26 protein-coding genes are annotated in these 26,467 nt (G+C 37.6%); 22 read left to right on the forward strand and 4 right to left on the reverse strand.

All coding sequences use genetic code 11. The features are described from left to right. The first annotated feature begins 76 nt into the window (after window positions 1-76). From MHH98_RS06225 to recO, 6 genes are read left to right on the forward strand one after another with little or no spacing between them, the layout of a single operon-like run. Window positions 77-2,206 (forward strand): HD family phosphohydrolase, encoded by a 2,130-nt coding sequence (locus tag MHH98_RS06225; RefSeq protein WP_038187069.1) that lies wholly within the window; start codon window positions 77-79, stop codon window positions 2,204-2,206. A 17-nt stretch (window positions 2,207-2,223) separates the two neighbouring features. Further along, on the forward strand, window positions 2,224-2,712 hold the full coding sequence (gene ybeY / locus MHH98_RS06230; RefSeq protein ID WP_038187067.1) for an rRNA maturation RNase YbeY: 489 nt from the start codon (window positions 2,224-2,226) through the stop codon (window positions 2,710-2,712). Further along, a complete protein-coding gene (locus MHH98_RS06235) occupies window positions 2,699-3,052 on the forward strand; it encodes a diacylglycerol kinase family protein (protein WP_038188237.1) in 354 nt (117 codons plus the stop codon). Before ybeY ends, MHH98_RS06235 begins: the two co-directional genes overlap by 14 nt. 23 nt (window positions 3,053-3,075) lie before the next feature. Next, on the forward strand, window positions 3,076-3,483 hold the full coding sequence (locus MHH98_RS06240) for a cytidine deaminase (RefSeq protein WP_038187064.1): 408 nt from the start codon (window positions 3,076-3,078) through the stop codon (window positions 3,481-3,483). Then, the gene (gene era / locus MHH98_RS06245) at window positions 3,470-4,381 is read left to right on the forward strand and encodes a GTPase Era (protein WP_038187062.1); all 912 of its coding nucleotides are present in this window, start codon (window positions 3,470-3,472) and stop codon (window positions 4,379-4,381) included. The genes MHH98_RS06240 and era overlap by 14 nt, the downstream gene beginning before the upstream one ends. Window positions 4,382-4,400: 19 nt before the next feature. Continuing rightward, the gene (recO, locus tag MHH98_RS06250) at window positions 4,401-5,219 is read left to right on the forward strand and encodes a DNA repair protein RecO (RefSeq protein WP_038187060.1); all 819 of its coding nucleotides are present in this window, start codon (window positions 4,401-4,403) and stop codon (window positions 5,217-5,219) included. A 144-nt stretch (window positions 5,220-5,363) separates the two neighbouring features. Here the strand turns inward: recO and MHH98_RS06255 are convergent, their stop codons facing one another. Then, window positions 5,364-6,005: a TetR/AcrR family transcriptional regulator gene (locus MHH98_RS06255; protein ID WP_038187028.1), complete on the reverse strand. Its 642-nt coding sequence runs from the start codon at window positions 6,003-6,005 to the stop codon at window positions 5,364-5,366. A 122-nt stretch (window positions 6,006-6,127) separates the two neighbouring features. On the opposite strand from MHH98_RS06255, the gene MHH98_RS06260 reads away from it, so the two are divergent. The 7 genes from MHH98_RS06260 to MHH98_RS06290 are packed head-to-tail and all read left to right on the forward strand — an operon-like array spanning window position 6,128 to window position 13,024. After that, window positions 6,128-6,814, forward strand: a complete 687-nt coding sequence (locus tag MHH98_RS06260; protein WP_412104693.1) for a CoA transferase subunit A — start codon at window positions 6,128-6,130, stop codon at window positions 6,812-6,814. Further along, window positions 6,801-7,448, forward strand: a complete 648-nt coding sequence (locus MHH98_RS06265) for a CoA-transferase (protein WP_038187011.1) — start codon at window positions 6,801-6,803, stop codon at window positions 7,446-7,448. Before MHH98_RS06260 ends, MHH98_RS06265 begins: the two co-directional genes overlap by 14 nt. An 11-nt stretch (window positions 7,449-7,459) precedes the next feature. Beyond that, window positions 7,460-8,767, forward strand: a complete 1,308-nt coding sequence (locus tag MHH98_RS06270) for a GntP family permease (protein ID WP_076034383.1) — start codon at window positions 7,460-7,462, stop codon at window positions 8,765-8,767. 17 nt (window positions 8,768-8,784) lie between these two features. Beyond that, a complete protein-coding gene (locus MHH98_RS06275) occupies window positions 8,785-9,747 on the forward strand; it encodes a 3-hydroxyacyl-CoA dehydrogenase family protein (RefSeq protein ID WP_076034384.1) in 963 nt (320 codons plus the stop codon). Beyond that, complete coding sequence (locus MHH98_RS06280; RefSeq protein WP_051448767.1) at window positions 9,747-10,490, forward strand: 3-hydroxybutyrate dehydrogenase; 744 nt, start codon at window positions 9,747-9,749, stop codon at window positions 10,488-10,490. Before MHH98_RS06275 ends, MHH98_RS06280 begins: the two co-directional genes overlap by 1 nt. Before the next feature lie 28 nt (window positions 10,491-10,518). Continuing rightward, window positions 10,519-11,703 carry an acetyl-CoA C-acetyltransferase gene (locus MHH98_RS06285; RefSeq protein WP_412104692.1) on the forward strand — a complete coding sequence of 395 codons (1,185 nt, stop codon included), beginning with the start codon at window positions 10,519-10,521 and terminating at the stop codon, window positions 11,701-11,703. Between the two features lie 16 nt (window positions 11,704-11,719). Continuing rightward, window positions 11,720-13,024, forward strand: a complete 1,305-nt coding sequence (locus MHH98_RS06290; RefSeq protein WP_076034385.1) for an MFS transporter — start codon at window positions 11,720-11,722, stop codon at window positions 13,022-13,024. A gap of 327 nt (window positions 13,025-13,351) precedes the next feature. On the opposite strand, the gene MHH98_RS06295 is transcribed toward MHH98_RS06290, so the two are convergent. Further along, window positions 13,352-14,734, reverse strand: coding sequence for a glycine--tRNA ligase (locus MHH98_RS06295; protein ID WP_038186984.1), 1,383 nt, complete (start codon window positions 14,732-14,734; stop codon window positions 13,352-13,354). 326 nt (window positions 14,735-15,060) lie between these two features. On the opposite strand from MHH98_RS06295, the gene MHH98_RS06300 reads away from it, so the two are divergent. The 9 genes from MHH98_RS06300 (at window position 15,061) to MHH98_RS06340 (ending at window position 24,073) form a co-directional block, all read left to right on the forward strand. Beyond that, complete coding sequence (locus MHH98_RS06300; RefSeq protein ID WP_038186982.1) at window positions 15,061-15,699, forward strand: helix-turn-helix transcriptional regulator; 639 nt, start codon at window positions 15,061-15,063, stop codon at window positions 15,697-15,699. Window positions 15,700-15,712: 13 nt separating this feature from the next. Beyond that, on the forward strand, window positions 15,713-16,528 hold the full coding sequence (locus tag MHH98_RS06305; RefSeq protein WP_038186979.1) for a pyruvate, water dikinase regulatory protein: 816 nt from the start codon (window positions 15,713-15,715) through the stop codon (window positions 16,526-16,528). 225 nt (window positions 16,529-16,753) lie between these two features. Then, window positions 16,754-18,568 (forward strand): DNA primase, encoded by a 1,815-nt coding sequence (dnaG, locus tag MHH98_RS06310; protein WP_038186976.1) that lies wholly within the window; start codon window positions 16,754-16,756, stop codon window positions 18,566-18,568. Between the two features lie 32 nt (window positions 18,569-18,600). Further along, entirely contained in the window at window positions 18,601-19,734 is a 1,134-nt protein-coding gene (gene rpoD, locus MHH98_RS06315) for an RNA polymerase sigma factor RpoD (protein ID WP_038186973.1), read from the forward strand. Window positions 19,735-19,825: 91 nt separating this feature from the next. After that, window positions 19,826-20,389, forward strand: coding sequence for a hypothetical protein (locus tag MHH98_RS06320; RefSeq protein WP_038186970.1), 564 nt, complete (start codon window positions 19,826-19,828; stop codon window positions 20,387-20,389). 101 nt (window positions 20,390-20,490) lie between these two features. Next, the gene (locus MHH98_RS06325; RefSeq protein ID WP_038186966.1) at window positions 20,491-21,630 is read left to right on the forward strand and encodes an acyl-CoA dehydrogenase family protein; all 1,140 of its coding nucleotides are present in this window, start codon (window positions 20,491-20,493) and stop codon (window positions 21,628-21,630) included. Window positions 21,631-21,776: 146 nt separating this feature from the next. Then, the gene (gene cccA, locus MHH98_RS06330; RefSeq protein ID WP_038186963.1) at window positions 21,777-22,148 is read left to right on the forward strand and encodes a cytochrome c550; all 372 of its coding nucleotides are present in this window, start codon (window positions 21,777-21,779) and stop codon (window positions 22,146-22,148) included. A gap of 108 nt (window positions 22,149-22,256) precedes the next feature. Further along, on the forward strand, window positions 22,257-22,955 hold the full coding sequence (locus tag MHH98_RS06335) for a tRNA (adenine(22)-N(1))-methyltransferase (protein ID WP_340712290.1): 699 nt from the start codon (window positions 22,257-22,259) through the stop codon (window positions 22,953-22,955). After that, window positions 22,952-24,073 carry a Nif3-like dinuclear metal center hexameric protein gene (locus tag MHH98_RS06340; protein WP_340712293.1) on the forward strand — a complete coding sequence of 374 codons (1,122 nt, stop codon included), beginning with the start codon at window positions 22,952-22,954 and terminating at the stop codon, window positions 24,071-24,073. The genes MHH98_RS06335 and MHH98_RS06340 overlap by 4 nt, the downstream gene beginning before the upstream one ends. 502 nt (window positions 24,074-24,575) lie before the next feature. Here the strand turns inward: MHH98_RS06340 and MHH98_RS06345 are convergent. Further along, window positions 24,576-25,556 (reverse strand): 4-hydroxy-3-methylbut-2-enyl diphosphate reductase, encoded by a 981-nt coding sequence (locus tag MHH98_RS06345; protein WP_038186957.1) that lies wholly within the window; start codon window positions 25,554-25,556, stop codon window positions 24,576-24,578. Between the two features lie 78 nt (window positions 25,557-25,634). Then, entirely contained in the window at window positions 25,635-26,303 is a 669-nt protein-coding gene (gene vrrA, locus MHH98_RS06350) for a VrrA/YqfQ family protein (RefSeq protein WP_076034386.1), read from the reverse strand. Between the last annotated feature and the right edge of the window lie 164 nt (window positions 26,304-26,467).

A 26,467-nucleotide genomic window follows, 5' to 3' on the forward strand; every position in this document is an offset into this window, starting at 1 on the left:
TAGCGAAATCCGTTATATTTTTTGTGAAAAAAATGTCAATTGTTGATATGATAGTTTATAGATAGGAGGTGGCTGTATGGATGCTTTTTTAAAAAAGCTAATGCAGTACTTTCGTTTTCCGGTATTACTTGCCGTCATATTAACTGTCACGGGCATTTTGCAATTTTCACTGATGCTCGGGAATGTGAGGGGCGAACATTTCGACTTAAAACTTTTTCAATTATCGCCGGATACGATACGTTCGATGAAGACAGTGGAGGACACCGTAAAAACCGAGGAAGATAGAGAGCAAGCAGCTAGTGCGGTTAAGCCTGTCTATCAATATTCTGAAGAGATTGCGAAAAATCGTGCATCAATGATTAAGTCCATTTTTGATTATGTTTTAGAAGTGAAGACTTCAATTGAAGAAGGAAAAACTAAAAAAGAAAAAGAAGCTGTTATGCAAGATCGTGTAGCAGAACTACGAGAAAAATTAAACGCTTTAAAAACAGATGGTCAAGGACTTCGGTTTACTGATCAAGAATTGACAGCATTACTTGAACAAGATAATGATTCTTTGCGAATAACGCGTGATGAGTTAACAGAACTTGTGAAGAAGCAGCTATCTGAACCTATTCGAACTGATCATGTAGCAGAAATAAAGGCGAAAATTGATAAAGAAATTAGAGAAAAACCTGAATTTCCAGAAGAAATTCGAGCAACACTCGTTTCAATTGGAAGGTTCTCTATAACAGAAACTGAAAAGGAAAATCCAGATTTAACAAAGGAACAAATTGAACAAGCAAAGGCTAGTGTTGATCCAACACGTATATTACAAGGTCAAATTATTGTACAAGAAGGACAAGTGATCGATCGTGATGTTTTCCGAGAATTAGAGTTAGCAGGGATGCTTGCTGATCATACATCAAGTAAGCCGATATTAGGATTATTCTTATTGATCACTTTACAGATGGCATTCTTTTTTGCTCTTTTCCGTAATTGGAAAACCGAAGAAAAAACAAAAGTCCGTGATTTAATCATTACAGTGACAATATATTTGCTATCTATTGTCGTGATGGAATTGCTGAGTCTCATCAAGAACGAATTCGAAGTAATGATAGGGTTTCTTTACCCTGTAGCGATGGCACCTATGCTTATTAGGTTACTAGTTAATGAGCGTATCGCAATCATCATTACGATTATGACAGGGGTTGCAGCAGGCGTCATTTTCCAAGAGGGTTACGCTACTGTAATTCAAATGGAAGTATCTTTATATATTATTTTCGGTGGGTTAAGTAGTTTATTTTTCAATAAAGGGATTGAAAAACGTTCGCGTATTTTACAAACAAGTATGGGTATTGCTTTAGTTAATGCAACTTTTATTGGATTTTATTTACTATTGACTCAATCTACATATGGTATGACCGAACTTGCGTATTATTTAGTCGCATCCATAGTTTCTGCCTTATTGTCAGGTGCACTTACATTAGGGATATTACCGTTTATCGAATCGGCATTCGGTATTCTGTCATCCTTTAGATTAATAGAGTTATCAAGCCCAAATCATCCATTATTAAAAAAGATTTTAGTAGAAACACCTGGTACTTATCATCACAGTGTGATGGTTGCAAACCTTGCTGATGCTGCCTGTGAAGCTATTGGAGCAGATGGCTTGCTTGCAAGAGTTGGTTGCTATTATCATGATATTGGAAAGACAAAAAGGCCGGGATTTTTCGTTGAAAATCAAATAGGGGCAATCAATCCTCATGATAGCCTGCCAGCAGAAACGAGTCGAGATATTATTATCGCGCATGCTGAAGATGGAGCTAAGATGTTAGAAGCTCATAAAATGCCAAAAGAAATTATAGACATTGCAAGACAACATCATGGGACAAGTCTTTTGAAATTCTTTTATTATAAAGAGAAGGAAAAAAATCCGGCTGTAATTGAATCTAATTATCGTTACCCTGGACCGAAGCCACAAACGAAAGAAGTTGCTATAATAAGTGTAGCGGACAGCGTAGAGGCTGCTGTTCGTTCGATGAAAGAACCAAATGCTGAGAAAATTCAAAAGCTGGTTCATGCCATTGCACAAGATAAATTACAGGATGGACAATTTGATGAATGCGATCTTTCCGTACGGGAATTAAAAAAGATTGAAGCAGTTTTTTGTGAAACGCTAAATGGTATCTTCCATTCACGTATCGAATATCCGAAGCCAAAATAAGCCTAGGAGGCAACTATATGAGTTTAAACATTGATTTTTTAGATGAAACATCCAAAGTAAAGGATTCTGATATCGAGCTAGTAGAAAAATTACTACAACACGCTGCGACAGTTGAAAATATTGAAGATGAAACAGAATTATCCGTGACGTTTGTAACAAATGAAGCAATTCATGAAATTAACCGACAATATCGCCAAAAAGATGCGCCAACAGATGTCATTTCATTTGCCCTTGAAGAAATGGGAGAAGGCGAAGTGGAAATTATTGCTGAAGGTATGCCGCGTATTTTAGGTGATATTATTATTTCAATCGATCGTACAAAAGAACAAGCGGATGAATACGGACATTCATTTGAACGAGAATTAGGATTTTTAGCTGTACATGGCTTTTTACATTTGCTTGGCTATGACCATATAGTGCCTGAAGATGAAAAAGTAATGTTCGGCAAACAAGATGAAATTCTTGAATCATACGGCCTAAGCCGTGATGCTAATGAACGTCAGTAAATTTTTAAAATCATTTCAATATGCGTTTCAAGGGATATTATATGCATTTAGAGAACAGAACTTCCGTTTCCATTTGTTAGCGGCAGTTGTTGTTATTAGCGCGGGTTTGCTAACTGGATTATCGCTAATGGAATGGTTAGTGATTATTATTGTCATTGCTATTATGCTGACCCTTGAAATGATTAATACGGCAATTGAGAGAGTAGTGGATCTTACTACAACAGAAATACACCCTCTTGCCAAACAGTCAAAAGATCTGGCTGCAGGTGCCGTACTTGTATTTGCTTGTGCAAGTGCTATAATCGGGATACTCATCTTTTTGCCTAAGTGGATGAATTAATTAATTTACATGAGGTGATTCTAATGGACAAACATCAATTAATGGAAGAGTCAAAACTAGGACGCGAAAATGCCCATGTCCCTTATTCAAAATTTAAAGTCGGTGCATCTTTACTAACAAAAGACGGTAAAGTTTACCGTGGATGCAATATTGAAAATGCGAGTTACAGTATGACGAACTGTGCAGAGCGTACTGCCATTTTCAAGGCTGTTTCAGAAGGCGAAAAAGAATTTACTGCGCTAGCTGTTGTTGCAGATACAGAAGGCCCATGCTCACCATGTGGAGCATGTCGCCAAGTTATTGCTGAATTTTGCGCACCAGATATGCCAGTTTACTTAACAAATTTAAAAGGCGATGTTCAAGAGACAACAGTTCGTGAACTTTTACCAGGTGCCTTTACACCGGAGGATTTAAGGAATGCAGGAAAATAATCAATTCAAATCAGGCTTTATTTCAATTATTGGTAGACCAAACGTAGGTAAATCAACGTTTCTAAACCGTGTTATCGGTCAGAAAATCGCCATTATGAGTGATAAACCACAAACAACACGAAACAAAGTACAAGGTGTTTTAACACAAGATAATAGCCAAATGGTTTTCATCGATACACCAGGAATTCATAAACCAAAACATAAATTGGGAGAATTCATGTTAAAAGTGTCTAAAAACACTTTGCGAGAAGTTGATGTCATTATGTTCATGGTTAACGCAACTCAAAAGTTAGGCAAAGGGGATCAGTTCATTTTAGAAATGCTTGAAGGCAATAAGACACCTGTCTTCTTAGTAATCAATAAAATTGACCAAGTGCACCCTGATAACTTATTGCACACAATTGAAGATTATAAAGCTGAATATGATTTTGCTGAGATTATTCCAATTTCTGCTCTTGATGGTAATAATGTTGATCGTTTGCTTGAAACTATCGAAAATTATTTACCTGAAGGCCCTCAATATTACCCAGCTGACCAAGTAACAGACCATCCTGAGCGCTTCATTATTTCAGAGTTAGTACGTGAAAAAGTGTTGCACTTAACACGTGAAGAGATTCCACATTCAATTGCAGTACAAGTGGACAAAATTGCAAAAGATGAAGATAAAGATATGATTCGTGTAATGGCTACAATTATTGTAGAACGTGATTCACAAAAAGGGATTGTCATCGGTAAACGAGGTGCCCTATTGAAAGAAGTTGGAATCCGCGCACGTAAAGACATTGAGATGCTTTTAGGTAGTAAAGTATACTTAGAACTTTGGGTCAAAGTACAAAAAGACTGGCGTAACAAATCTTCTCAATTACGTGACTTTGGTTTCAGAGAAGACGAATATTAAGTTAGGGATGTGAAGACAATTGCTGAATAAATGGGAAGGCATTGTCTTAAAAACACAACCATATGGCGAGACCAATAAAATAGTCACGTTTATGACGCGAGAAGCTGGAAAGGTAACGGCGATGGCTCGCGGTGCGAAAAAACCATCTAGTCGTTTAGCTTCAGTTACGCAACCATTCACATATGGTTCCTTTTTAATTCAACAAGGACGTGGTATGGGCACTGTGCAACAAGGCGAACCTCTTGAGTCGATGCGTCATATTCGTGAAGATATTGTAGCAACCGCTTATGCAAGTTATGCAGTTGAACTTGTCGATCGTTTAATTGAATCAGAAAAAGCGGAGCCTTATGCTTTTGAAGTGTTAGTGCAAGCATTACGTGCCATTGAAGAAGGTTACGACCCTGAAGCTATCGCATTGTTTGTTGAATGGAAAATGCTTCCTTTTACTGGTGTACAACCAATATTGCATGAATGTGCAAGTTGTAGTGCTGTTGATGGAGAATTTGCTTTTTCTTTTACGCAAGGGGGCTTCCTTTGTCATCGATGCTTCCACCAAGATCCGTATATAATACGCCTAACACCAACTCAGTTAAAGCTTATCAGAATGTTTTATAGTGTACCTATTGAAAAAATAGGGAAGCTGACGCTTAAAAAAGAAACAAAAAAGTTTATAAAAAAAATTAGTACAACGATTTATGAAGAACAAACGGGCATGCGCTTAAAGTCAAAATCATTTATTGAGCAGCTTGAAAGAGCACCTCAATTATTCGGAGCTAATTTCGAATCTAAAAAAGAAGCAACCGAAGAAACAGAAAACCCACAAGCTGACGAAGATTAGTCAGTTTGTGGGTTTTTGTTTTACTTAAATAATAATAATTTTGTTCCCTGTTTTATTACGAGATGAAAATATTCATACTAGTAATATGATAACTAAGCTAAAGTCTTACTTTGAAAAGAAAACTCGACTCAATCGAGAGGCTGATTAGTAAGAAGGTTTTTCTTCTGTAGAAGTAATTATATTAGAAGGTGTTTTGAAACCTATTATTATAGCAGAAAGCAATGGTTGCCCGACTTGTTTTAAAGAAGTGATATTATCATTTATACCCCAATGATAGATAATTCCCATAATTCCTTGAATTAAAGTAGTATATACTTCGTCTAGAGAATAACCATTCTTAATTTCATTGTTGGAGAATGCTTTTTCAATATATGTTCTTATTATTTTAAATAACGGTCGATTTGCATTAATGAAGAAAGTATGTTCATTTGATTCAATCGCTGAACTGTATATAACTCTCATTAATTCTTTTCCCATGTCTTTATCTAAAAAATCTAATACCTCAAGAGAAAAATATTCAATTTTTGTTAATTCTAAAAGATCATTTTGAATATTTTTTGATATTTCAGTATAATATTCATCCGCTTTTGAAAATTGATATAAAAAAATAGAAGCTTTAGAAGGGAAATGTTGATAAAAAGAACCTTTTGAAGTTTCGCTTGCTAGAATAATTTCATCAACAGTTACTTTATTGTATCCTCTTTTTTTAAATAATTCTAATGCAGTGGTTAAAATTTTTTCTCTTGTTATTACTCCTCTAAGTTGTTTATTCTCTTTTTTATTCATTTTTTCTCTCCCATTCGCGATTGACTATAGAAATTCTGTGTATTAATATTAGACCACAGTCTAGTATTTTATTCCAATAAATTGAACTAGATATAATTATTACTATAAAAGGAGGGTGAATGATGGGAACAATAGTTTCATTAGAGGAGATACGTCATATTTTAAAGAGCGATATGAGAATTCTTGTAGGTGGATTTGGTATTTCTGGAACACCATTAAGTGTGTTAGATCAAGTATTGCATACTGACATTGAGAACTTAGAAATAGTTAGTAATAATCTTGGGGATAGTGGTATGGGACTTCATAAGGTTTTTATGGAAGGAAAAATTAAAAAAGCGATTGGCTCTTTCTTTACTATAAATAAAGAAGCTGTGATGGCTTGGTCTAAAGGAGAACTAGAAATAGAACTTTTACCACAGGGAACCTTAGCAGAGGCAATTCGTTGTGGTGGTGCAGGAATTGGTGGTTTTTATACAAAGACAGCAGTTGGTACAGCACTAACAAAAGATAAAGAAATTCGTGAAATAGATGGGCAACGTTATGTATTTGAAAAGGGCATTAGAGGGGATGTAGCTCTCATAAAAGCAGCTAAAGCCGATAGACTTGGAAATTTGGTATATCATACAACTGCACGTAATTTTAATCCAGTGATGGCAACTGCAGCCGATTTTGTCATTGCAGAGGTAGATGAAATTGTAGAAGTAGGTGAGTTAGACCCTGAGCATATCGTTACACCACATATCTATGTTGATTATGTTGTTCAAAGTACTTACATAAAAGAAGGGAGTGAGTACGTTGAAGTTAAATAAACGAGAAATTATTGCAAAACGCATAGCTCAAGAGCTTGAAGCAGGTGATGTAGTAAACCTCGGAGTAGGTATTCCGACTTTAGTCTCCTCATTTTTAGAAGGAAAGAAAGTATATCTACAATCAGAAAATGGGCTTATTGGAATGGGACCCCCTCCTGAAGAGAATGCCGTAGATATTGATCTAATCGATGCCGGTAAGACACCAGTATCTATTACGAAAGGCGCCTCATTTTTTGATAGTGCAGATTCATTTGGAATGATTAGAGGTGGGCATTTAAATGTCGCAATATTAGGAATATTACAAATAGATAAAAGTGGTGAAATTGCTAACTGGGCAGTTCCTAACCAACCAATTTTGGGTGTTGGAGGAGCTATGGATTTGGTTGCAGGTGCTAAGAAGGTAATAGTTGCATCAACTTTATTTGCAAAAGACGGCTCTTCAAAATTAGTAGATCAACTTACTTATGAATCTAGCGGTGAAAGAAAAGTAGATTTGTTTGTTTCGGAGTATGCAACATTTATGTTTACTTCGGAAGGTGTAAAAGTTGTTGATTTATACGGAGACTTAACTATTGAGGCGTTAATTGAAAAGGTTGGATTACCATTATTATATGAAGTCGAGATAGCTAAATAGGAGGTGTTTACATGTGGAGTTTAATCACTATTATTGTTTCACTGATATTATTAATTATTTTAGCACTTCGAGGCTTTAGTATCATTATTATAGCTCCAGTGGTAAGTCTGTTTGTGATGGTATGCAATCAAATGCCTATTTTGGAAACCTACCAAACTGAATATATGGGTGGTTTTGTTAATTATGTTAAGAACTATTACCTTATTTTCTTGTTCGCCGCTATGTTTGGCAAGCTAATGGATGATAGTGGAGCAGCACGAAAAATTGCTGAGGCTTTACTTCGTATTTTAGGTAAAAATAGCAAAATGAAAGTTTTGGTTTCAATTATGCTAATCTGTGCTTTTTTAACATACGGTGGAATTAGCTTATTTGTTGTCATTTTTGCTGTGTTACCAATCGCTAAACCTTTATTTAAAGAACTTGAGATTCCTTGGCATCTATTTATACCAGCATTCTTTACTGGAATTGGCACTTTTACAATGACAATGTTGCCAGGAACACCGTCTATTCAAAATATCATTCCTACAAAATATTTAGGTACTACAGTTACATCTGGGGCCGCTATAGGTTTAGTAGCAACTGTATTTGTTATTGCCATTAACCTATGGTACATGAAATTTGTTTTAAAAAGATCTGAGAAACGACAAGAAACATATTTGAATATGAAAAACCCTGATCATAGCGAAGAACAAATTGTAGATATATATGTCGATAAAAAATTACCAAGTATTATACTAAGTGTTTTACCTCCAATTCTTCTGTTGTTCTTATTAAATATTATAAAGCTTGAAATTGTATATACATTAATGATTGCTGTAGTAACTTCTGTTGTTCTATTTTGGAAGTACATCGAAGTGAAACGAGATACTCTAAATCTTGGGGCAACATCAGCTGTACTACCGATAATTAACACTAGTGCAGATGTCGGTTATGGTGCAGTTATAGCTGCAACAACAGGCTTTGCTTTCTTCACGGATGTCATGACTAATATTCCGGGAAGTCCATTGATTTCATTATTCATAGCTACTACAGCATTAGCGGGTATAACAGGTTCATCTTCTGGTGGTTTAGCGATAGCAATGGAAGCGCTATCAAAGGTTTATCTAGATATGGGCGTTAACCCTGATGCAATACACCGAATTGCAGCGATAGCGTCTGGTGGTTTAGATTCATTACCACATAATGGTGCAGTTATTACAATTTTAGTTGTTTCTAAATTAACCCATAAAGATGCATATAAGCATATATTTGCAACTTCGGTCATTGCGCCACTTTTGGCAAGTATTCCGGCTTTGATTGTAGCAATCTTATTCTATTAAAAAGGAGTGTGTTTCATATGATTAAAACAGTAGGGATAATAGGTGCAGGAACGATGGGATTTGGTATTGCTTTTCAATTTGCTATCAATGGTACGAAAGTTATTTTAAATGATTTGTCTGAAGAGATATTGCAAGTTACTATGAATAAATTTGACACGTATTTGGATATTTTTCGCAGACAAGGTTTCGACATTACATTGACAAATGAAGAAGTATATAAAAATGTTCAACTAACTACTAGCTTAATGGATTTAAAAGATTGTCATTTAATCATCGAAACGGCTAGTGAGAATTTGGAAGTAAAACAAGCTATTTTTAAAGAACTAGATAATATTTGCTCAGAAAATACAATATTAGCATCTAATACATCAAGTCTACGATTATCAGATATTGTCGTTCATGTTGAAAAACATAGAAGCAAAGTGTTGTTAACACATTTCTTCAATCCCGCTCATATAGTACCACTTGTAGAGATGTTAAAAAATAATGAAACAGATGAAAAAGTATATACAGATGTTAAAACATTTTTAGAAAGTCAAAATAAAGTGACGATTGAAGTGAAACGAGAAGTTGCAGGTTTAGTGGCAAACCGTATTCAAGTCGCATTAGCAAGAGAAGCTTTAGCATTATTAGAAGATGGAGTAGTTAGTAAAGAGGATTTAGAGACAGCCTTATTTGCTGGTCCAGGTTTCCGTTTTTCATCAAGTGGGTTATTAAAAATTATCGATTTTGGTGGACTAGATATTTGGAATATAGTGTTAGATCAATTACAACCGAAAGTCGAATCTTCTGTACGAGATTTTTGTGTCATTAAAGATCGTGTACAAGCTGGGAATATTGGTGTGAAGTCAGGAAAGGGTTTCTTTGAGTATCCTGGAAAAGGTGTCGATAGGTATGTAGTAGAGCGCGATGAATCTTTAGTACGCCATTTGTTAAATACAAACCCTCATTTGGGTATTAAATCATTGGAGGTAAAATAATGAGAAATATTATTATTACTGGAGCTGCAGGTGGACTTGGACAAGCGATGGTGAAAAAATTTGTTGACCAAGGAGATTTTGTATTTGCAGCAGATCTCCATTTAGATAGAGTATTAGAATTACAAAATCAATATAGTAATCAAGTGAAAGCGATAGTACTTGATGTGACAAATGAAGATTCAGTTCGTGAAGCATTACAGCAAGTCGCTTCTAGAGGGAATGTAGATGTTCTGGTAAATAATGCAGGATTACAATATCGTGAAAAAATTGAAAACTTCCCAACAGAACAGTGGGATTTATTAATTAATGTCATGCTTACTGGGTCTTTTCTTATGACTAAGCATGCTATTCCTTATATGAAAGAGCAACAGTATGGACGTATAGTGAATATTTCCTCTGTACATGGAGAAATGGCTACACCTGAAAAAGTCGCTTATGTTGCAGCAAAACACGGTGTAATTGGTCTGACAAGAGTAACTGCATTAGAAGGTGCTGAATTTGGTATTACAGCCAATGCTGTTTTACCTGGACCAGTAAAAACGCCATTGCTAGTAAAACAAATACAAGATTTAGAAGGCAAAGGGATGACTGAAGCTGAAGCATTAGCTGAAATTATGTATCCAAAGCAAGCGATGAAACGATTCATAAGCACAGAAGAAATAGCCGATGGTGTTTACTTCTTATCATCAAATGAAGCTTCAGGTATTACAGGGGAAAATTTAAATATTTCTGGTGGTATGTAAATTTAAATCATTATGGGGAGTGATGAAAATGGAAGCATATATTTTAAACGGTTCTAGAACAGCATTTGGAACATTTGGCGGCTCATTTAAAAATACTAGTGATATAGACTTAGCGGTAGCAACAGTTAAAGAAACGATAAAACGTAGTGGAGTAGAGGTAGAATCTATCGACGAAATTATTTTTGGGAATATTATTCATACAACGAGTAATTCCGCATATTTAGCAAGACATATTGGGTTAAAGAGCGGGATGACAGAGTATTCAACAGCATTGACAGTTAATCGTCTATGTGGTTCTGGTCTACAGGCAATAGTTTCTGCTGCGAAAAATATTATTTTAGGTGAAACCGATGCAGCTATTGCAGGGGGGACTGAAAATATGAGTTTAGCACCTCATGTATTACGGGGCACTCGTTTTGGTTCTCCTAATAAAGCACCTGAAATTGACGACATGCTTTGGGAGACATTATATGATCAATATGCAGGTTGTGGCATGGGAATGACGGCTGAAAATCTAGCGGATAAGTATGGAATTACTAGAGAAGAACAAGATGCTTTCTCTATGAACTCACATAAAAAGGCATCTATCGCTCGTGAAAGTGGCCGCTTTGCAGAAGAAATTGTTCCAGTTGTGCTAAAAGGAAAAAAAGGCAAAGAAATTATTATTAATCAAGATGAGCATATTCGTACTGACATTTCTGCTGAAAGATTAGGAAAACTTAATCCAGCCTTCAAAGAAACTGGAACCGTGACAGCAGGAAATGCCAGTGGTATTAATGATGGTGCTGCTTCTGTTTTAGTTGTATCAAGTGATTACTTAGAAAAGAATAAATTACAACCATTAGCGAAAATTGTTTCTTGGGGGATAGCTGGTGTAGATCCTAAATATATGGGAATTGGGCCAGTACCAGCGATTCGAAAAGCATTACAAAAAGCAAAGTTAGAAATTAATCAAATTGACTTGTTTGAATTGAATGAAGCATTTGCAGCGCAGTCTTTAGCAGTCGTGAAAGAACTTGAAATCGATGAAGAAAAGGTGAACGTCAATGGTGGTGCTGTAGCACTAGGCCATCCAGTTGGAGCTAGTGGAGCGCGCATTAGTTATTCGTTAGCAGTTGAAATGAATAAAAGAAATGTTCGATATGGTGTTGCGAGTTTATGTATTGGTGGTGGGCAAGGCATTGCAATTATATTGGAAAATCCAAACTATTAATTATGGGGGTTAGTTTATGAATGCTATTTCACGTATAGAAAAGTCTACTCTTAGAAAAACGATGACTCGAATTTTGCCTTTCATATTGATTTTATACACAATTGCTTATTTAGATAGAGTTAACTTAGGTTTTGCAGCTTTAGAAATGAATGCTGACTTAGCTTTAAGTGCTGAAGTATTCGGATTGCTGTCAGGTATCTTTTTTATAGGATATTTCTTCTTTGAAGTTCCAAGTAATATGATTATGCATAAAGTTGGTGCGAAAGTTTGGATTGCTCGAATTATGATTTCCTGGGGGATTTTAGTAATATTAACTGGTTTTGCTCAGAGTGCTACGCATTTATATATTTTAAGATTCCTATTGGGGGTCGCAGAAGCTGGATTCTTCCCAGGTATTATTTTATACCTGACTTATTGGTTCCGCTCTAGAGAACGCGGTAAAGCAACAGCTGTCTTATTATTAGCATTACCGATTGGTGGTTTAATAGGAGCGCCACTTTCGGCTTGGATTATTGATAATGTTGTTTGGTTTAATCTCCAAGGTTGGCGTTGGATGTTTATTCTTGAGGGGATTCCAGCAATTATTTTAGGTGTGATAGTTGTCTTTTATTTAGTAAATCGACCTAAAGAGGCGAAGTGGTTAACTACCGAGGAGAAGGATTGGCTTGAGGGTGAGTTGAAAGAGGAACGAAGAGCAAGTGAAAAGGTCAACAAAGTATCTAAGAAAGAGATGCTTAAGGACTCTAAAGTTTGGAAGTTAGCATTTTTTTATTTTGCTGGTTATACAGGCATCTATGGTTTGTCTTTCTGGATTCCAACAATAATAAAAAACCTATCAGTTATAGATACATCTAACATGCAAATCGGTTGGCTTGCAATGATTCCTTCATTAGTAGGAATTCCGGCAATTATTTTTACAGGTTGGAATACTGATCGAACTGATACTTATAAATCACATCTTATCGTATGTTTAATAATTGCAATTTTAGGATTCATAGGATGTGGTTTTGTAACAACACCTTTATCAATGGTTGCTATGCTTACTATTACATCTGCTGGGCTTTATGGATTTACTGGATGTTTCTTTGCTTATATGACATTCTTTTTCACTGAATCAACAGCACCTGTTGGTATTGCACTTGTAAACTCATTTGCGGCTTTAGGTGGCTTCGTTGGCCCAATGATTCTAGGATCTTTAACGTTAACTTCAGGAATGCTTCTCATTGCATTTTTACTTTTTGCAGGCTTATTAACTTTACTTTCTTTAAAACAAGTAAGAGATAATTCAGTTGTTGAAATTGGAGCATTAGAGATAGATTAGGGAATTAGAAAAGACTACTAAAATTAATCTATAAGGGCTGTAGAGCGGGTTTGAATTGCTCCCTATTTAATAACTTCATCCCTATTTTGGGATTAATCAATTTGGTTCTATTAATGGAAGAAACAATATTTCAACTACAAATTACAGAAGTATATATGGTTTGCTTTTTATTATGTAGAAAATTTTATTATTCAATGTTAAATTGCTGACGAGGAACATTTATAAGGGGTATAAAAAGAGCCGTGATAGAATATCCCATCACGACTCTTTTTGGTTTGATAATGTTACTGTTTATTAAGTTCAGTTTAGCTTAGTTTAGCTTAGCTGTTAGAACTCAAGATGTTTAGCAATATAAGCTTTAACATCTGCAATCGGCATACGAACTTGTTCCATTGAGTCGCGGTGACGTACTGTTACTTGGCCGTCTTCTACTGAGTCAAAATCGTATGTGATACAGAATGGTGTACCAATTTCATCTTGGCGACGGTAGCGTTTACCGATTGATTGAGATTCGTCATAATCCACTGGGAATTCTTTACGAAGATCAGCCCAAACGTCATTCGCTTGCTCTGCTAATTTTTTTGAAAGTGGTAATACAGCTGCTTTGAAAGGTGCTAAAGCAGGGTGGAAGCGAAGAACTGTACGTTTGTCGTCGTTCTCTAATTCTTCCTCGTCATATGCATCACATAAGAATGCTAGAGTTACACGGTCTGCTCCTAATGATGGTTCGATGCAATATGGTACATAGCGTTCATTTGTAACTGGATCGATATAAGTGAAATCTTCACCTGAATGTTCCATATGACGTTTTAAATCGAAGTCTGTACGAGACGCTACGCCCCAAAGTTCGCCCCAACCGAATGGGAATTGGAATTCGATATCTGTTGTAGCATTTGAGTAGTGAGAAAGTTCATCGTCCGCGTGATCACGTAGGCGCATACTGCTTTCAGACATACTTAAATTTAATAACCAGTTTTTACAGAAGTCTTTCCAGTAAGCATGCCACTCTAATTCAGTACCTGGTTTACAGAAGAATTCAAGTTCCATTTGTTCGAATTCACGTGTACGGAAAGTGAAGTTTCCTGGAGTGATTTCGTTTCGGAAAGATTTACCAACCTGTGCGATACCGAATGGTGTACGTTTACGCATTGAACGTTGAACGTTTTTGAAATTCACGAAAATACCTTGTGCTGTTTCAGGACGTAGGAAAATTTCATTTGTTGAAGATTCCGTTACGCCTTGGAAAGTTTTGAACATTAAGTTGAATTGGCGGATTTCTGTGAAATCTTGTTCGCCGCAATCTGGGCATTTTACGTCATATTCACTCATAACTTCAGCCATTTTATCTAATGGTAAACCATCTACGATAATTTCTTGACCTTGTGCTAATGCTGCATCTTCGATTAATTTATCTGCACGATGGCGTGATTTACATTTTTTACAGTCAACCATTGGGTCATTGAAGTTACCGACGTGACCAGATGCTACCCAAGTTTTTGGATTCATTAGAATAGCTGCATCAAGACCAACATTATATTGTGATTCTTGAACGAACTTTTTCCACCATGCTTTTTTTACGTTGTTTTTTAGTTCTACACCAAGTGGGCCGTAATCCCAAGTGTTTGCTAAACCTCCGTAGATTTCAGATCCTGGGAATACGAATCCACGATGTTTTGCTAAGCTAACGATATTTTCCATTGATTTTGCCATGAAAATCCCTCCAAAAAGTAATTGAAAATAAGAAAGCACCCGTCTCCGGGCACTAATGCCCGGGGACGAGTGCGTAATGACCCGCGGTTCCACCCCGATTGACTAAGAACAAACTTAGTCCTCTTTGAAAAAAATAGCTCCCGGTTGCCGTTTCTCATTTCCTGTAGGCTTTCACTTTCCCCACTCGCTATGTTTTGAAATGATACTTATTTTCCGTTCATCGCCTATATGATTTGAACACATTGTAACACGCGTTTCTTTTCTTAGCAATATACAGTGAAATAGTATATAATTATTAAGTATTGAGTATAACACTTTTTGAGGCGGTGAGTCCAATAGAACTCAACAAACGTCAGGAAGAGATCTTAGAAATTGTTAAAGGAAATGGCCCTATAACGGGGGAACAAATTGCTGAGCGTCTTTCACTGACTAGAGCAACACTAAGACCAGATCTAGCCATACTTACAATGGCAGGTTATTTAGATGCTAGACCACGTGTGGGTTATTTTTATTCTGGTAAAAAGACAGGTCAAGCTGTTATAGATAGCATGATGAATATGAAAGTGAAAGATTTTCAATCAATTCCGGTTGTGGTATCTGAGAATATATCAGTATATGATGCCATCTGTCAGATGTTTCTAGAAGACGTTGGAACTCTTTTTGTTGTAGACAAAAACGCATACTTGACAGGTGTCCTATCAAGGAAAGATTTGCTTCGCACAAGTATTGGAAATCAGGACTTAAATCACATCCCAGTGCATATTATAATGACTAGAATGCCTAATATTGCATTCTGTATGAAGACAGACGGATTGATTCAAGCAGCCCAAAAGCTTATTGAAAGACAAATTGATGCGCTACCTGTCGTCCTTGAACATCCTGATGGCTACGAAGTCATAGGTCGGCTAACAAAAACAAATATTACGCGGGCATTTTTATCGCTTGCGGATAACCATGATTTGTGAGGTGATGCATTCAATGAATAAATTAGCCGTATTTATCGTTTCTGATTCAGTTGGAGAGACAGGAGAACTTGTCACGAAAGCTGCAATCAGTCAGTTTAGACCAGGAATGCAAGATACATTTTTGAAGCGTTTCCCTCATGTGGAGAGTTTGGAACAGTTAAATGAGATCGTTCATTTAGCTACTGAACAAGGTGCTATAATCGTCTATACACTAGTAAAAGAAGAAATGCGTTCTTATATACAACACTTAAGTGATAACATGATTGTTCCAGCTATTGATTTGATGGGACCACTAATGGGGAAATTGGAAGAAACTTTAAAAATAGAGCCTGTAGAAGAGCCTGGGTTAGTAAGAAAATTAGATGATGATTATTTTAAAAAGATTGAAGCAATTGAATTTGCAGTTAAATACGATGATGGTCGCGACCCTAGAGGCTTATTACTAGCAGATATAGTGTTGGTAGGAGTTTCACGTACTTCAAAAACACCATTATCGCAATATTTAGCGCATAAGCGTTATAAGGTTGCAAACGTACCACTTGTTCCCGAGGTGGAACCACCAGAAGAATTATTTTTAGTGGATTCTCAAAAATGCTTTGGGCTTGTAATTTCACCTGAAAAGTTGAATAATATAAGAAAAGAGCGTTTGATTGCACTTGGATTAAACGACGGTGCGAATTACGCGAAACTTGATCGAATCAATGAAGAAATTGTACATTTCCGAAAAGTTGTCGATCGCATCGGTTGTCATGTCATTGATGTGACGAATCGTGCAGTGGAAGAAACTGCAAATGATATACTGCATCGTATTCAATTATCAAAACAATGAGATAAGTATGCTAACCGCCCCGTTCCTGGGGAGGTTTTTTTGTGTGTTTTATAAAAAAGTGATAGATTTTTCAGACAAAATGTTTTATAATAAAAAATTGTGGTAAAAATGTATATAAGCATTTTTACCTTTCCATAATAAAATATAAATTTTTATGTCGAAATATGCAGGACTTTTAAATGATTATCTCGAATTCAGTTATTAGCAAGTAAAGATGGTGATGGAATGGCTCAAAGAATACCTGAAGAAATTATTGAACAAATTCGTTCTCAGGCAGATATAGTTGATGTCATCAATGATTATGTGCAATTGACGAAGCGAGGCAGAAACTGGTTTGGTTTATGTCCGTTTCATGGTGAATCGACACCTTCTTTTTCTGTATCTACAGATAAACAAATATTCCATTGCTTTGGTTGCGGAGCTGGAGGGAACGCTATTACATTCTTGATGGATATCGATCATATTCCATTCCAAGAGGCGGTTGCTAAGTTAGGTGATCGTGTGGGCGTTCATGTAGAGGTATCAACTTCTGAAGAACAAACGCACCCTATTTCTAAAGAAGAAGGGCGGATGAAAGAAGCTCATGCTTTTGCGGCTGAGTATTATCAGCACCTCCTCCTTAATACGGAGGAAGGAGAAAAAGCTCTTATATATTTGCAACAAAGAGGATTTACGAAGGAACTTATCGAATCTTATGGCATTGGCTGGTCCTTACCCCATTGGGATTCACTGACTCAACTGTTAAAACGAAAAGGTTTCGAATTAGCAGAAATGGAACAATGTGGACTCATTATTCAAAAGGAAGATGGCTCTGGATGGTTTGACCGCTTTCGGGAAAGAATAATGTTTCCAATCAAAGATGAAGGTGGGAGAATAATTGCTTTCTCAGGTCGGATAATTGACAATACTGGAGAAGACGCTAAGTATTTGAATAGTCCAGAATCACCAATTTTCCATAAAGGGCAAGTCCTCTATAATTTGGATCAAGCTCGACCGGTTATTCGTAAAGAGAGAAAGATTGTATTATTTGAAGGTTTTATGGATGTTCTGTCAGGTAAAAAGGCAAATGTTCATAATTCTGTTGCTACAATGGGAACAGCACTTACGATGCAACATTTGAACAAGATAAAACGTCTAGCTGAACGTATCATTGTTTGTTATGACGGAGATAAAGCCGGCTGGGAGGCTGCAAAGCGAGCTGCGGAAATGTTACACGCAGAAAAGATGAAAGTAGATGTTGCAGTACTCCCAACAGGACTTGATCCGGATGACTATATAAAGCAGTTTGGAGAAGAATCTTTTAAAGCTAAGATTATTGAAGAACCACTCAGTTATATAGCATTTATGCTGATGTTTGCACGCAGAAACAAAAACTTCCAATTTAATAATGATATATTGCAGTATGTGGATGAAGCCTTGAACTATTTAGTTGGAGGAATATCACCAATCGAGAAGGAATTATATATAAAGCAAATATCAACAGAAACAAGTATTTCAGAAGACACGCTAAATATGCAACTGCGCCAAAAGGAAGGACAGCTTGCTCAAAACTCAAAAAGTCAAGAGCAACAACAGTCTCCTGCGCCGCAAATGAGGCTCCCTAAAAAGAAGATCACAGCGATAGATCGTGCTGAAAGATTACTTCTAGCACACATGTTACATAACATTGACGTTGTTGATCGTGTACGTTTAGCGGAGCAAGAACCATTTGTTAGAGATGACTATTTAGCGGTCTATGTACATCTCATAGGTTTCTATGAAAACCACCAGAAAGCAGATTATCAGCGATTCGCTGAAGTTCTAGAAGATAGTGAATTACGAAAAATTGCAATGGAAGCAGCTTTAGCAGATCGTGATCCTGAGCATCTCGAAGAAGAGATCTCGGATTGCTTGAAACAAGTTCAAAAGTATAAAATTGAGCAGCAAATTCAAGATAAGAATCACGCATTAAAAGAAGCGGAGAAAATGCATGATTTCGGAAGTGCATTAAAGCTTTCACAAGAAGTAATTGATTTAAGAAAATCGTTATCGGCAATGTGATGCGGATTCGGTTGTTGAAGGAGGAAACACCTATGGCAGACAAGTCTAAAAATATTAAACCAGTAGTTGAACATGAACACACTCTAGAAGAAGCAAAAAAACTTTTAGTAGATTCAGGTAAAAAGAATGGTGAATTAACTTACCTAGAGATTGCAGATAAACTACAATCCTACGAAATGGAAGCAGACCAAGTAGAAGAATTTATCGAGCAATTAGAATCGAAAGGTATTGAGCTTGGTGGAAAAGACGGTGATGAGGAAAATCTTGATCGTCTATTAAAAGGTAGTGCAGCTGAAGAGACGTTTGACTTAAATGATTTAAGCGTACCTCCAGGTGTTAAAATTAATGACCCTGTAAGAATGTACCTAAAAGAAATTGGTCGCGTAGATTTATTAAGTGCAAAAGAAGAAATTGCACTTGCTGAACGCATCGAGCAAGGTGATGACGAAGCGCGTAAGAGATTAGCAGAAGCCAACTTACGACTTGTAGTAAGTATCGCGAAACGTTATGTTGGTCGTGGTATGCTATTCCTTGATTTAATCCAAGAAGGTAATATGGGGCTTATTAAAGCAGTTGAAAAATTTGACTATCGCAAAGGATTCAAATTTAGTACGTATGCAACTTGGTGGATTCGCCAAGCCATTACACGTGCGATTGCTGACCAAGCGAGAACAATCCGTATTCCTGTACACATGGTTGAAACAATTAATAAACTAATCCGTGTACAACGTCAACTTTTACAAGATTTAGGTCGTGAACCATCTCCTGAAGAAATCGGAGAAGAAATGGACTTAACTCCTGAAAAAGTTCGTGAAATCTTAAAAATAGCACAAGAGCCAGTTTCTCTAGAAACGCCAATTGGTGAAGAAGATGATTCACACTTAGGAGACTTTATCGAAGACTCAGAAGCACAATCACCATCTGATCATGCAGCGTATGAGCTACTAAAAGAACAATTAGAAGATGTACTTGATACATTAACTGATCGTGAAGAAAATGTGTTACGTTTGCGTTTTGGTTTAGATGACGGACGTACGCGTACACTGGAAGAAGTAGGGAAAGTATTTGGCGTTACACGTGAGCGTATTCGTCAAATCGAGGCGAAAGCACTAAGAAAATTGCGCCATCCATCTCGTAGCAAACGTTTAAAAGACTTTTTAGAATAGTCCTTAAGGCACTCCTTTACAGGGGTGCCTTTTTTATATAAATAAGGTAAAATTATGGATGAAATTGGTTTTTTAGTTGGGGGACTACTAGATGAAGAATCAACGAAAAGAAACAATCCTAAATGAAATCTTATTTTGGAAGGAAAACAACTTATTACCAGCGCATTATTGTGATTTTTTATCCACTTTATATGCAGAAGGGGAGGAGTTAGCTACTACCGAACTCGAAATTAGCTCGAAAAATGCTATTCTTTCAAAAGAGCGCTCAAAAAAATTATGGATAATGGCATTATTAGGTGTGAGTACAATCTCCCTACTCGTATTTTTATTTTTAATAAGCGTGAAATTTGTCGTTTTTCCTATTATTATCGTATCTATTACAATCATTAGTTTACTATTCTACGTCTTTAAGTTTGCAACGCAAAAAGATATTTTAACCACACTTGCATATACTGCGGCTGCCCTTCTATTACTCGGAATCTCAGTCAGAGTTATTGAAGTCTATTTACCTGATAGTCCACTAGCGATGCATATTGTAATTATAGCGAATTGTTTTTTATGGCTAGTTTCGGGTATATGGATGAAACTAATCTACTTTATGATTTCAGGAGCAGGTGGATTATTAATTATTTTCACATACATACTTTTCTTCTAATATTTTCATATTTTCTCGTTAAATGCGTTTTATTCTATGAATATACAATTTGTTTCTGTATAATCTAATGTGTAAGCGTATTCACAAAGGGGAGTGATTGTATGAATTTTGATCTTACATCAGAACAGCAAATGATTCGCAAAACAATGAAGGAGTTTGCTGATGAAGTAGTAGCACCAGGAGCAATTGAACGCGATCGCACGAAAGCTTTTCCAAAGGAGATTTTCAAACAGCTTGCTGACATGGGGATGATGGGCTTGCCGTTTGAAGAAGAGTACGGCGGAGCAGGAGCAGACACAACGAGTTTTGCCATTGTGACTGAAGAATTGAGCCGAGCATGTGCCTCTACAGGTATTACATATTCCGCTCATATTTCACTTGGGGGAGCTCCACTGCACTTATTTGGTACTAAAGAGCAAAAGGAAAAATATTTAACACCTATTTGTACTGGTGAATCATTCGGGGCATTCGGATTAACAGAACCAAACGCTGGATCTGATGCTGGGGGTACCGAAACACAAGCAAAAGAAGATGGGCAAGATTTCGTTATTAATGGTAGCAAAGTGTATATTACCAATGCTAGCTATGCCAAACATCTAGCATTAACAGCTATTACAGATATAAAAGATGGAAAAAAAGAAATTAGCGCCATAATTGTTCCTACAGATGCGGAAGGTTTTACCGTTTTAGATCGTTACGAAAAAATGGGCTTAAATGCATCTAATACAACAGAACTAATTCTTGAAAATGTACGTGTGCCACAAGAGAATTTACTTGGTAAAAAGGGAAATGGTTTCCGTCAATTCCTTGTCACTCTAGATGGTGGACGAATTGGTATTGCAGCTATGGCGGTCGGTATTGCACAGGCTGCTTTCGAGCGAGCGCTCAGTTACTCAAAAGAACGCAAGCAATTCGGCCAAACATTATCATCTTTCCAAGTAACACAATTTAAATTAGCAGATATGGCAATGAAAATAGAATTGGCAAGAAATATGGTATACAAAGCATCGTGGTTAAAAGACGAAGGCAAGCCTTTTACAAAAGAGGCAGCAATGGCAAAATTATATGCGTCAGAAATTGCTATGGAAATTGCTGATCAAGCCATTCAAATTCACGGCGGCTACGGTTACATGAAAGAATATGAAGTGGAGCGCTATATGAGGGATGCAAAATTGCTAGAAATTGGAGAAGGAACCTCTGAAGTACAAAGAATGGTAATTGCTCGTCAAATTGGATGTTAATGTGACGAATATGGCAAATTAGACACATTCCGCCGAAAAACTCCCCAATAAGTCTTTTCGTTTTCAATAGAATGAAGTACAATATTAAGTGTTGACTGATTCTATTTATTTAGAAATAAGACTGAACTTATGAGGAGGGTTAATTGATGAAAAAGAATCCGATTATTCCGTATATCCTAATTATGGCTTTTGGTATCGGTTTGATTTTCTTCATGTCTCTTGATGGAGCAGACAAAAAAGAAGAAATCGCAAAAGGCGATGAAACTAAAACTGAAGAATCTGCTAAAGGTGAAGAAGCAGCAGGTGAATTTGATCCTGAAGCATTCGCTGCTAGTAAATGTATCTCTTGCCACGGTGAAAACCTAGAAGGCAGCATGGGACCAAACCTACACGGTACAGGTTTATCAGCTGATGAGGCTAAAGATATTCTTCAAAATGGTAAAGGCGGCATGCCTGGTGGTTTAGTACCAGCAGATAACCTTGACGCTATGGCTAAATATATCGCTGATTTGAAATAATTAAATCACTATATATGCATGAGCCCTTATTCTCCTTAGAGGATAAGGGTTTTTCTATGCAAAAAAGTATATTTTCGATACAATACAAAATGAAAGGAGGCTTCTGCCATGAATGCACAAAAACTATCAAAACGACTAGAAACCGTTGCGAAATTCGTTCCACAAGACGCTATTGTCGCAGATATTGGGAGTGATCATGCTTATTTACCTTGCTATCTCGTACATAACAATATCGCAAAGAGCGCTATTGCTGGCGAAGTAGTAAAGGGGCCTTATGATTCAGCATGCCACGAAGTCCAAAAAGAACAACTAACAAATAAAATTACTGTAAGACTTACAGACGGCCTTGCAGCTATCCAACCAGGGGACGAGGTTACTGCCATTACAATTGCAGGTATGGGTGGACCACTAATCACGTCTATTTTAGAAAAGCATCCCTTAGCATTAGAAGGTGTCGAGCGCCTAATTCTACAGCCAAATATACATGCAAAAGTCATCCGTGAATGGGCATTACAAAATAGTTGGAAAATTATCGATGAGGTTATCCTATTAGAGGATGAGAAAATTTATGAAATCCTTGTACTAGAACGAGGAGAGATGAATTTAAGTGAACTTGAAAAGTTATTAGGTCCAGTATTGAAACAACAACACTCTGATGTATTCCATAGTAAATGGACAAGAGAAGTTGAACAATGGGGACACGTACGCGAAGCCTTACAAAAAGCTGAGCAAACACCCGAAATATTAGCAAAATCAGATGAGCTAGCAAATTTGATTGAAGCAGTTGGGGAGGTACTGAAGCGATGAAAAAAACCAATGGACAAGAAATCATTCAGCTGTTCGAAAGTTGGTCTCCAAAAAAATTAGCTGCAATGGACAATGATCCAATCGGTCTTCACGTCGGTAACCTAAACAAACCTGTCACAAAAGTATTAGTGACACTTGATGTCAACGATGTAGTTGTAGATGAAGCTATTGCAGCTGGTTGTGAACTGATCATCGCCCATCACCCACCTATTTTCCGAAAGCTCTCAACTCTCCGAACAGACACACCACAAGGAAAGCTTTTCGAAAAATTAATCAAAAATGATATTGCAGTTTATGCTGCCCACACGAATTTGGATGTCGCTGAAGGCGGTGTAAACGATTTACTTGCTGAAGCGCTATGCTTACAAAATTATGAGGTACTAGTACCAACGTATAGTGAAGAAATGTTTAAACTAGCAGTCTTTGTGCCAGTTGATCAAGCAGACCAACTACGCGAAGCACTTGCTAAAGCTGGTGCAGGACAAATTGGAAACTACGACTCATGTAGCTACACAATGCAAGGAGAAGGACGTTTCCGAGCACTTGCAGGAGCAACACCTTTCACGGGTGAAGTAGGCGAACTACACGTCGAACAAGAAGTGAAAGTCGAAGTCGTTGTGCCTAAGTCTATCAAAAGCAAAGTACTACGTGCGATGCTCAACAGCCATCCATATGAAGAACTAGCGTATGATATCATTCCACTAGAGACAGCAGCAAAAGAAATGGGACTTGGTCGTATAGGTAAACTACCATCATCGATGTCACTTAAACAATTTGCTGAGCATGTGAAAGTATCCTTACAAGTTCCTGCTGTTCGAGTAGTAGGAGACCTTACTTCAACTGTTTCGAAAATTGCCGTACTAGGTGGAGATGGTAACAAATACATCCATACAGCTAAACGTGCTGGAGCAGATGTTTATGTAACGGGTGACATGTACTTCCACGTTGCACAAGATGCAGAAGCAATAGGGCTTCAAATAGTAGATCCCGGTCATCATGTCGAAAGCGTTATGAAGGTAGGCGTAGCCAATAAAATGCAAAACCTATGCCAACTACAAAAACTAAACTGTGAATTTATCCCTTCTAAAATCTCGACAGAACCATTCCAATTCGTTTGATTTTAGTTGCAAAATGAATTGTAACTCCTGCCAAAAGTAAATTTGGCAGGGGTTTTTTGTGAGATTAAAAGGGGAGAGTAGAGTTGAAATTTGCCTTAGAAGTGCCTAAGAGGACACGAGTATGGCCAAAGATTCCGTGAGTAGTGCCAAAGCCGAAGTGAGTAGGGCCAAAGCCCGCGAATAGCGCCAAAAATCGCGTGAGTAGGGCTAAAGCTCTCGTGAGTAGAGCCAAAGCCGAAGTGAGTATGGCCAAAGCCCGCGAGTAGCGCCAAAAACCGCGTGAGTAGGGCTAAAGCTTTCGAGTAGCGCCAAAAGCCACGCGAGTAGGGCCAAAGCCCGCGAGTAGCGCCAAAAGCCGCGTGAGTAGAGCCAAAGCCCGCGCGAGTAGAGCCAAAGCCGACGCGAGCAGCGCCAAAGCCGCATGAGTAACACTCTCACACTACAACGCACCCAATAAAAAAAGCCCCTGATGCAATCTTTCAACATCAGGGACTTATTAATTTTATTTCGAAGCCGGGTATGGATCGATTTTGACAACTGGCTTTGGCGTTTTAATTTTAGGTAAGATTTTATCAATTGTGACAGAGCGTTCCATATTATGAGTCTCTGGATCCGCAGGGTCGTATTGGTCTAAAAACTTGATTACTTCTTTAACAATTGGTGTTGGTGTAGAGGCACCAGCTGTGACACCAACAGTATTAACACCTTCTAACCATTCTAATTTCAATTCAGAAAGATCTGCGATACGATATGATCTTGTATGCGCAATTTCTTCAGAAACTTGAGTTAGACGGTTAGAGTTATTACTTTTTGGATCTCCAACAACAATTAATAAATCTGTTGCACCAGCTTGCTTAGCGACAGCTTCTTGGCGAACTTGAGTTGCTAGACAAATTTCTTTGTGCACTTCGATATTTGGGAATTTTTCTTCCAAACGTTTCATTAAATGCGCAACATCCCATTGACTCATTGTCGTTTGGTTCGTTACAAGTAATTTTTCGCGATTTAATTGTAATTGTTCGATATCTTCAATAGATTGCACTAAATGTACATGATCAGGAGCAACACCAATGGCACCTTCTGGCTCTGGATGTCCTTTTTTCCCAATATAAATAATGTCATAGCCTTCTTGTGATTTTTCGGCTATTAAGTCATGGGTTACAGTTACGTCAGGGCATGTAGCATCAATTGACACTAAGCCTTTTTGACGTGCAATTTCACGAATTTCGGGCGATACGCCGTGAGCTGTGAAAATGACTGTTCCTTTATCGACTTTTTCTAAAATATCTTTACGGTTTTCACCATCAAGAGTAATAATTCCATCTTGTTCAAATGCGTCCGTTACATGTTTATTATGAACGATCATTCCGAGAATATAGATAGGTCTAGGTAATGTTTTGTCTAATGCAGCGTTGCGCGCGATGACCATGGCATCAACAACACCATAGCAATATCCTCGTGGCGTGATTTTAGTTACTTGCATGATCCGAACTCCCTTCATTGCTCGTTAAATACCATTATAACGGACAGCCCACCTTAATACAAAGAATCGGTTACGATTTTACTGTATAAATGGTGGTTGGAATATTCGAGGTGTCGAAGGTCTAGGTGTGGTAGGGATTGATGTTCTTGGTTCTGGCGTATCATTATCAAAATCTAAGTCACTATCAGAAGAGCGTGACTCCTGGCGAGTGGTAGCTCCTCCTGTATTATCCCGAGCTCCGGCCCCATCAGATGAAGGGATTGATTTAAAACCTTTGTATAATCTATAAAGTGCAGGTAAGTTTTGGAACATTGGCGACATTTGCTTGAAAATTGGAGTGAATTGTTGTGCGGTGGACATAAATTTGTCAGCAGTTGCCAAATATTGATCCATCCTCGCCAAACCGCCAACAGCTCCAGCGGCGTTTGCAACACCAGCAGCCCCAGGACCAGCAGCAGCCGCAGCGGCCCTACCAAACATACCAGCAGCTCCAGGTCCAGCAGATGCCGCAGCTCTACCGAACATGCCAGCAGCCCCAGGTCCAGCAGATGCCGCAGCTCTACCGAACATGTCAGCAGCCCCAGGTCCAGCAGATGCCGCAGCCCTACCGAACATACCAGCAGCGCTAGGCCCAGCTGCAGCAGCACCCCCACCAAACATGTTAGCAGCGCCCTGGGCTACGCCACCTAATGCACCCCCAGATTGCGATAAACCTTGCGCAAATGGATAAAATGATGAATAGCGCATTAATGATCTCCTTTCTCCTTGAAATTTGCACATTTTTGTCAAGAACCACCATTATTTTATAAAATAATGGTCACCTTGAATTGACGTACGTACTATTAATAGATATCATATGCAAATGGTCTACTAAATGTACGAATCATGTTACAATAAGGTAAGTAAGTTAG

The organism is Viridibacillus sp. FSL H8-0110 (assembly GCF_038003565.1).
In the GTDB taxonomy this organism is placed as follows: Bacteria; Bacillota; Bacilli; order Bacillales_A; family Planococcaceae; genus Viridibacillus; species Viridibacillus arenosi.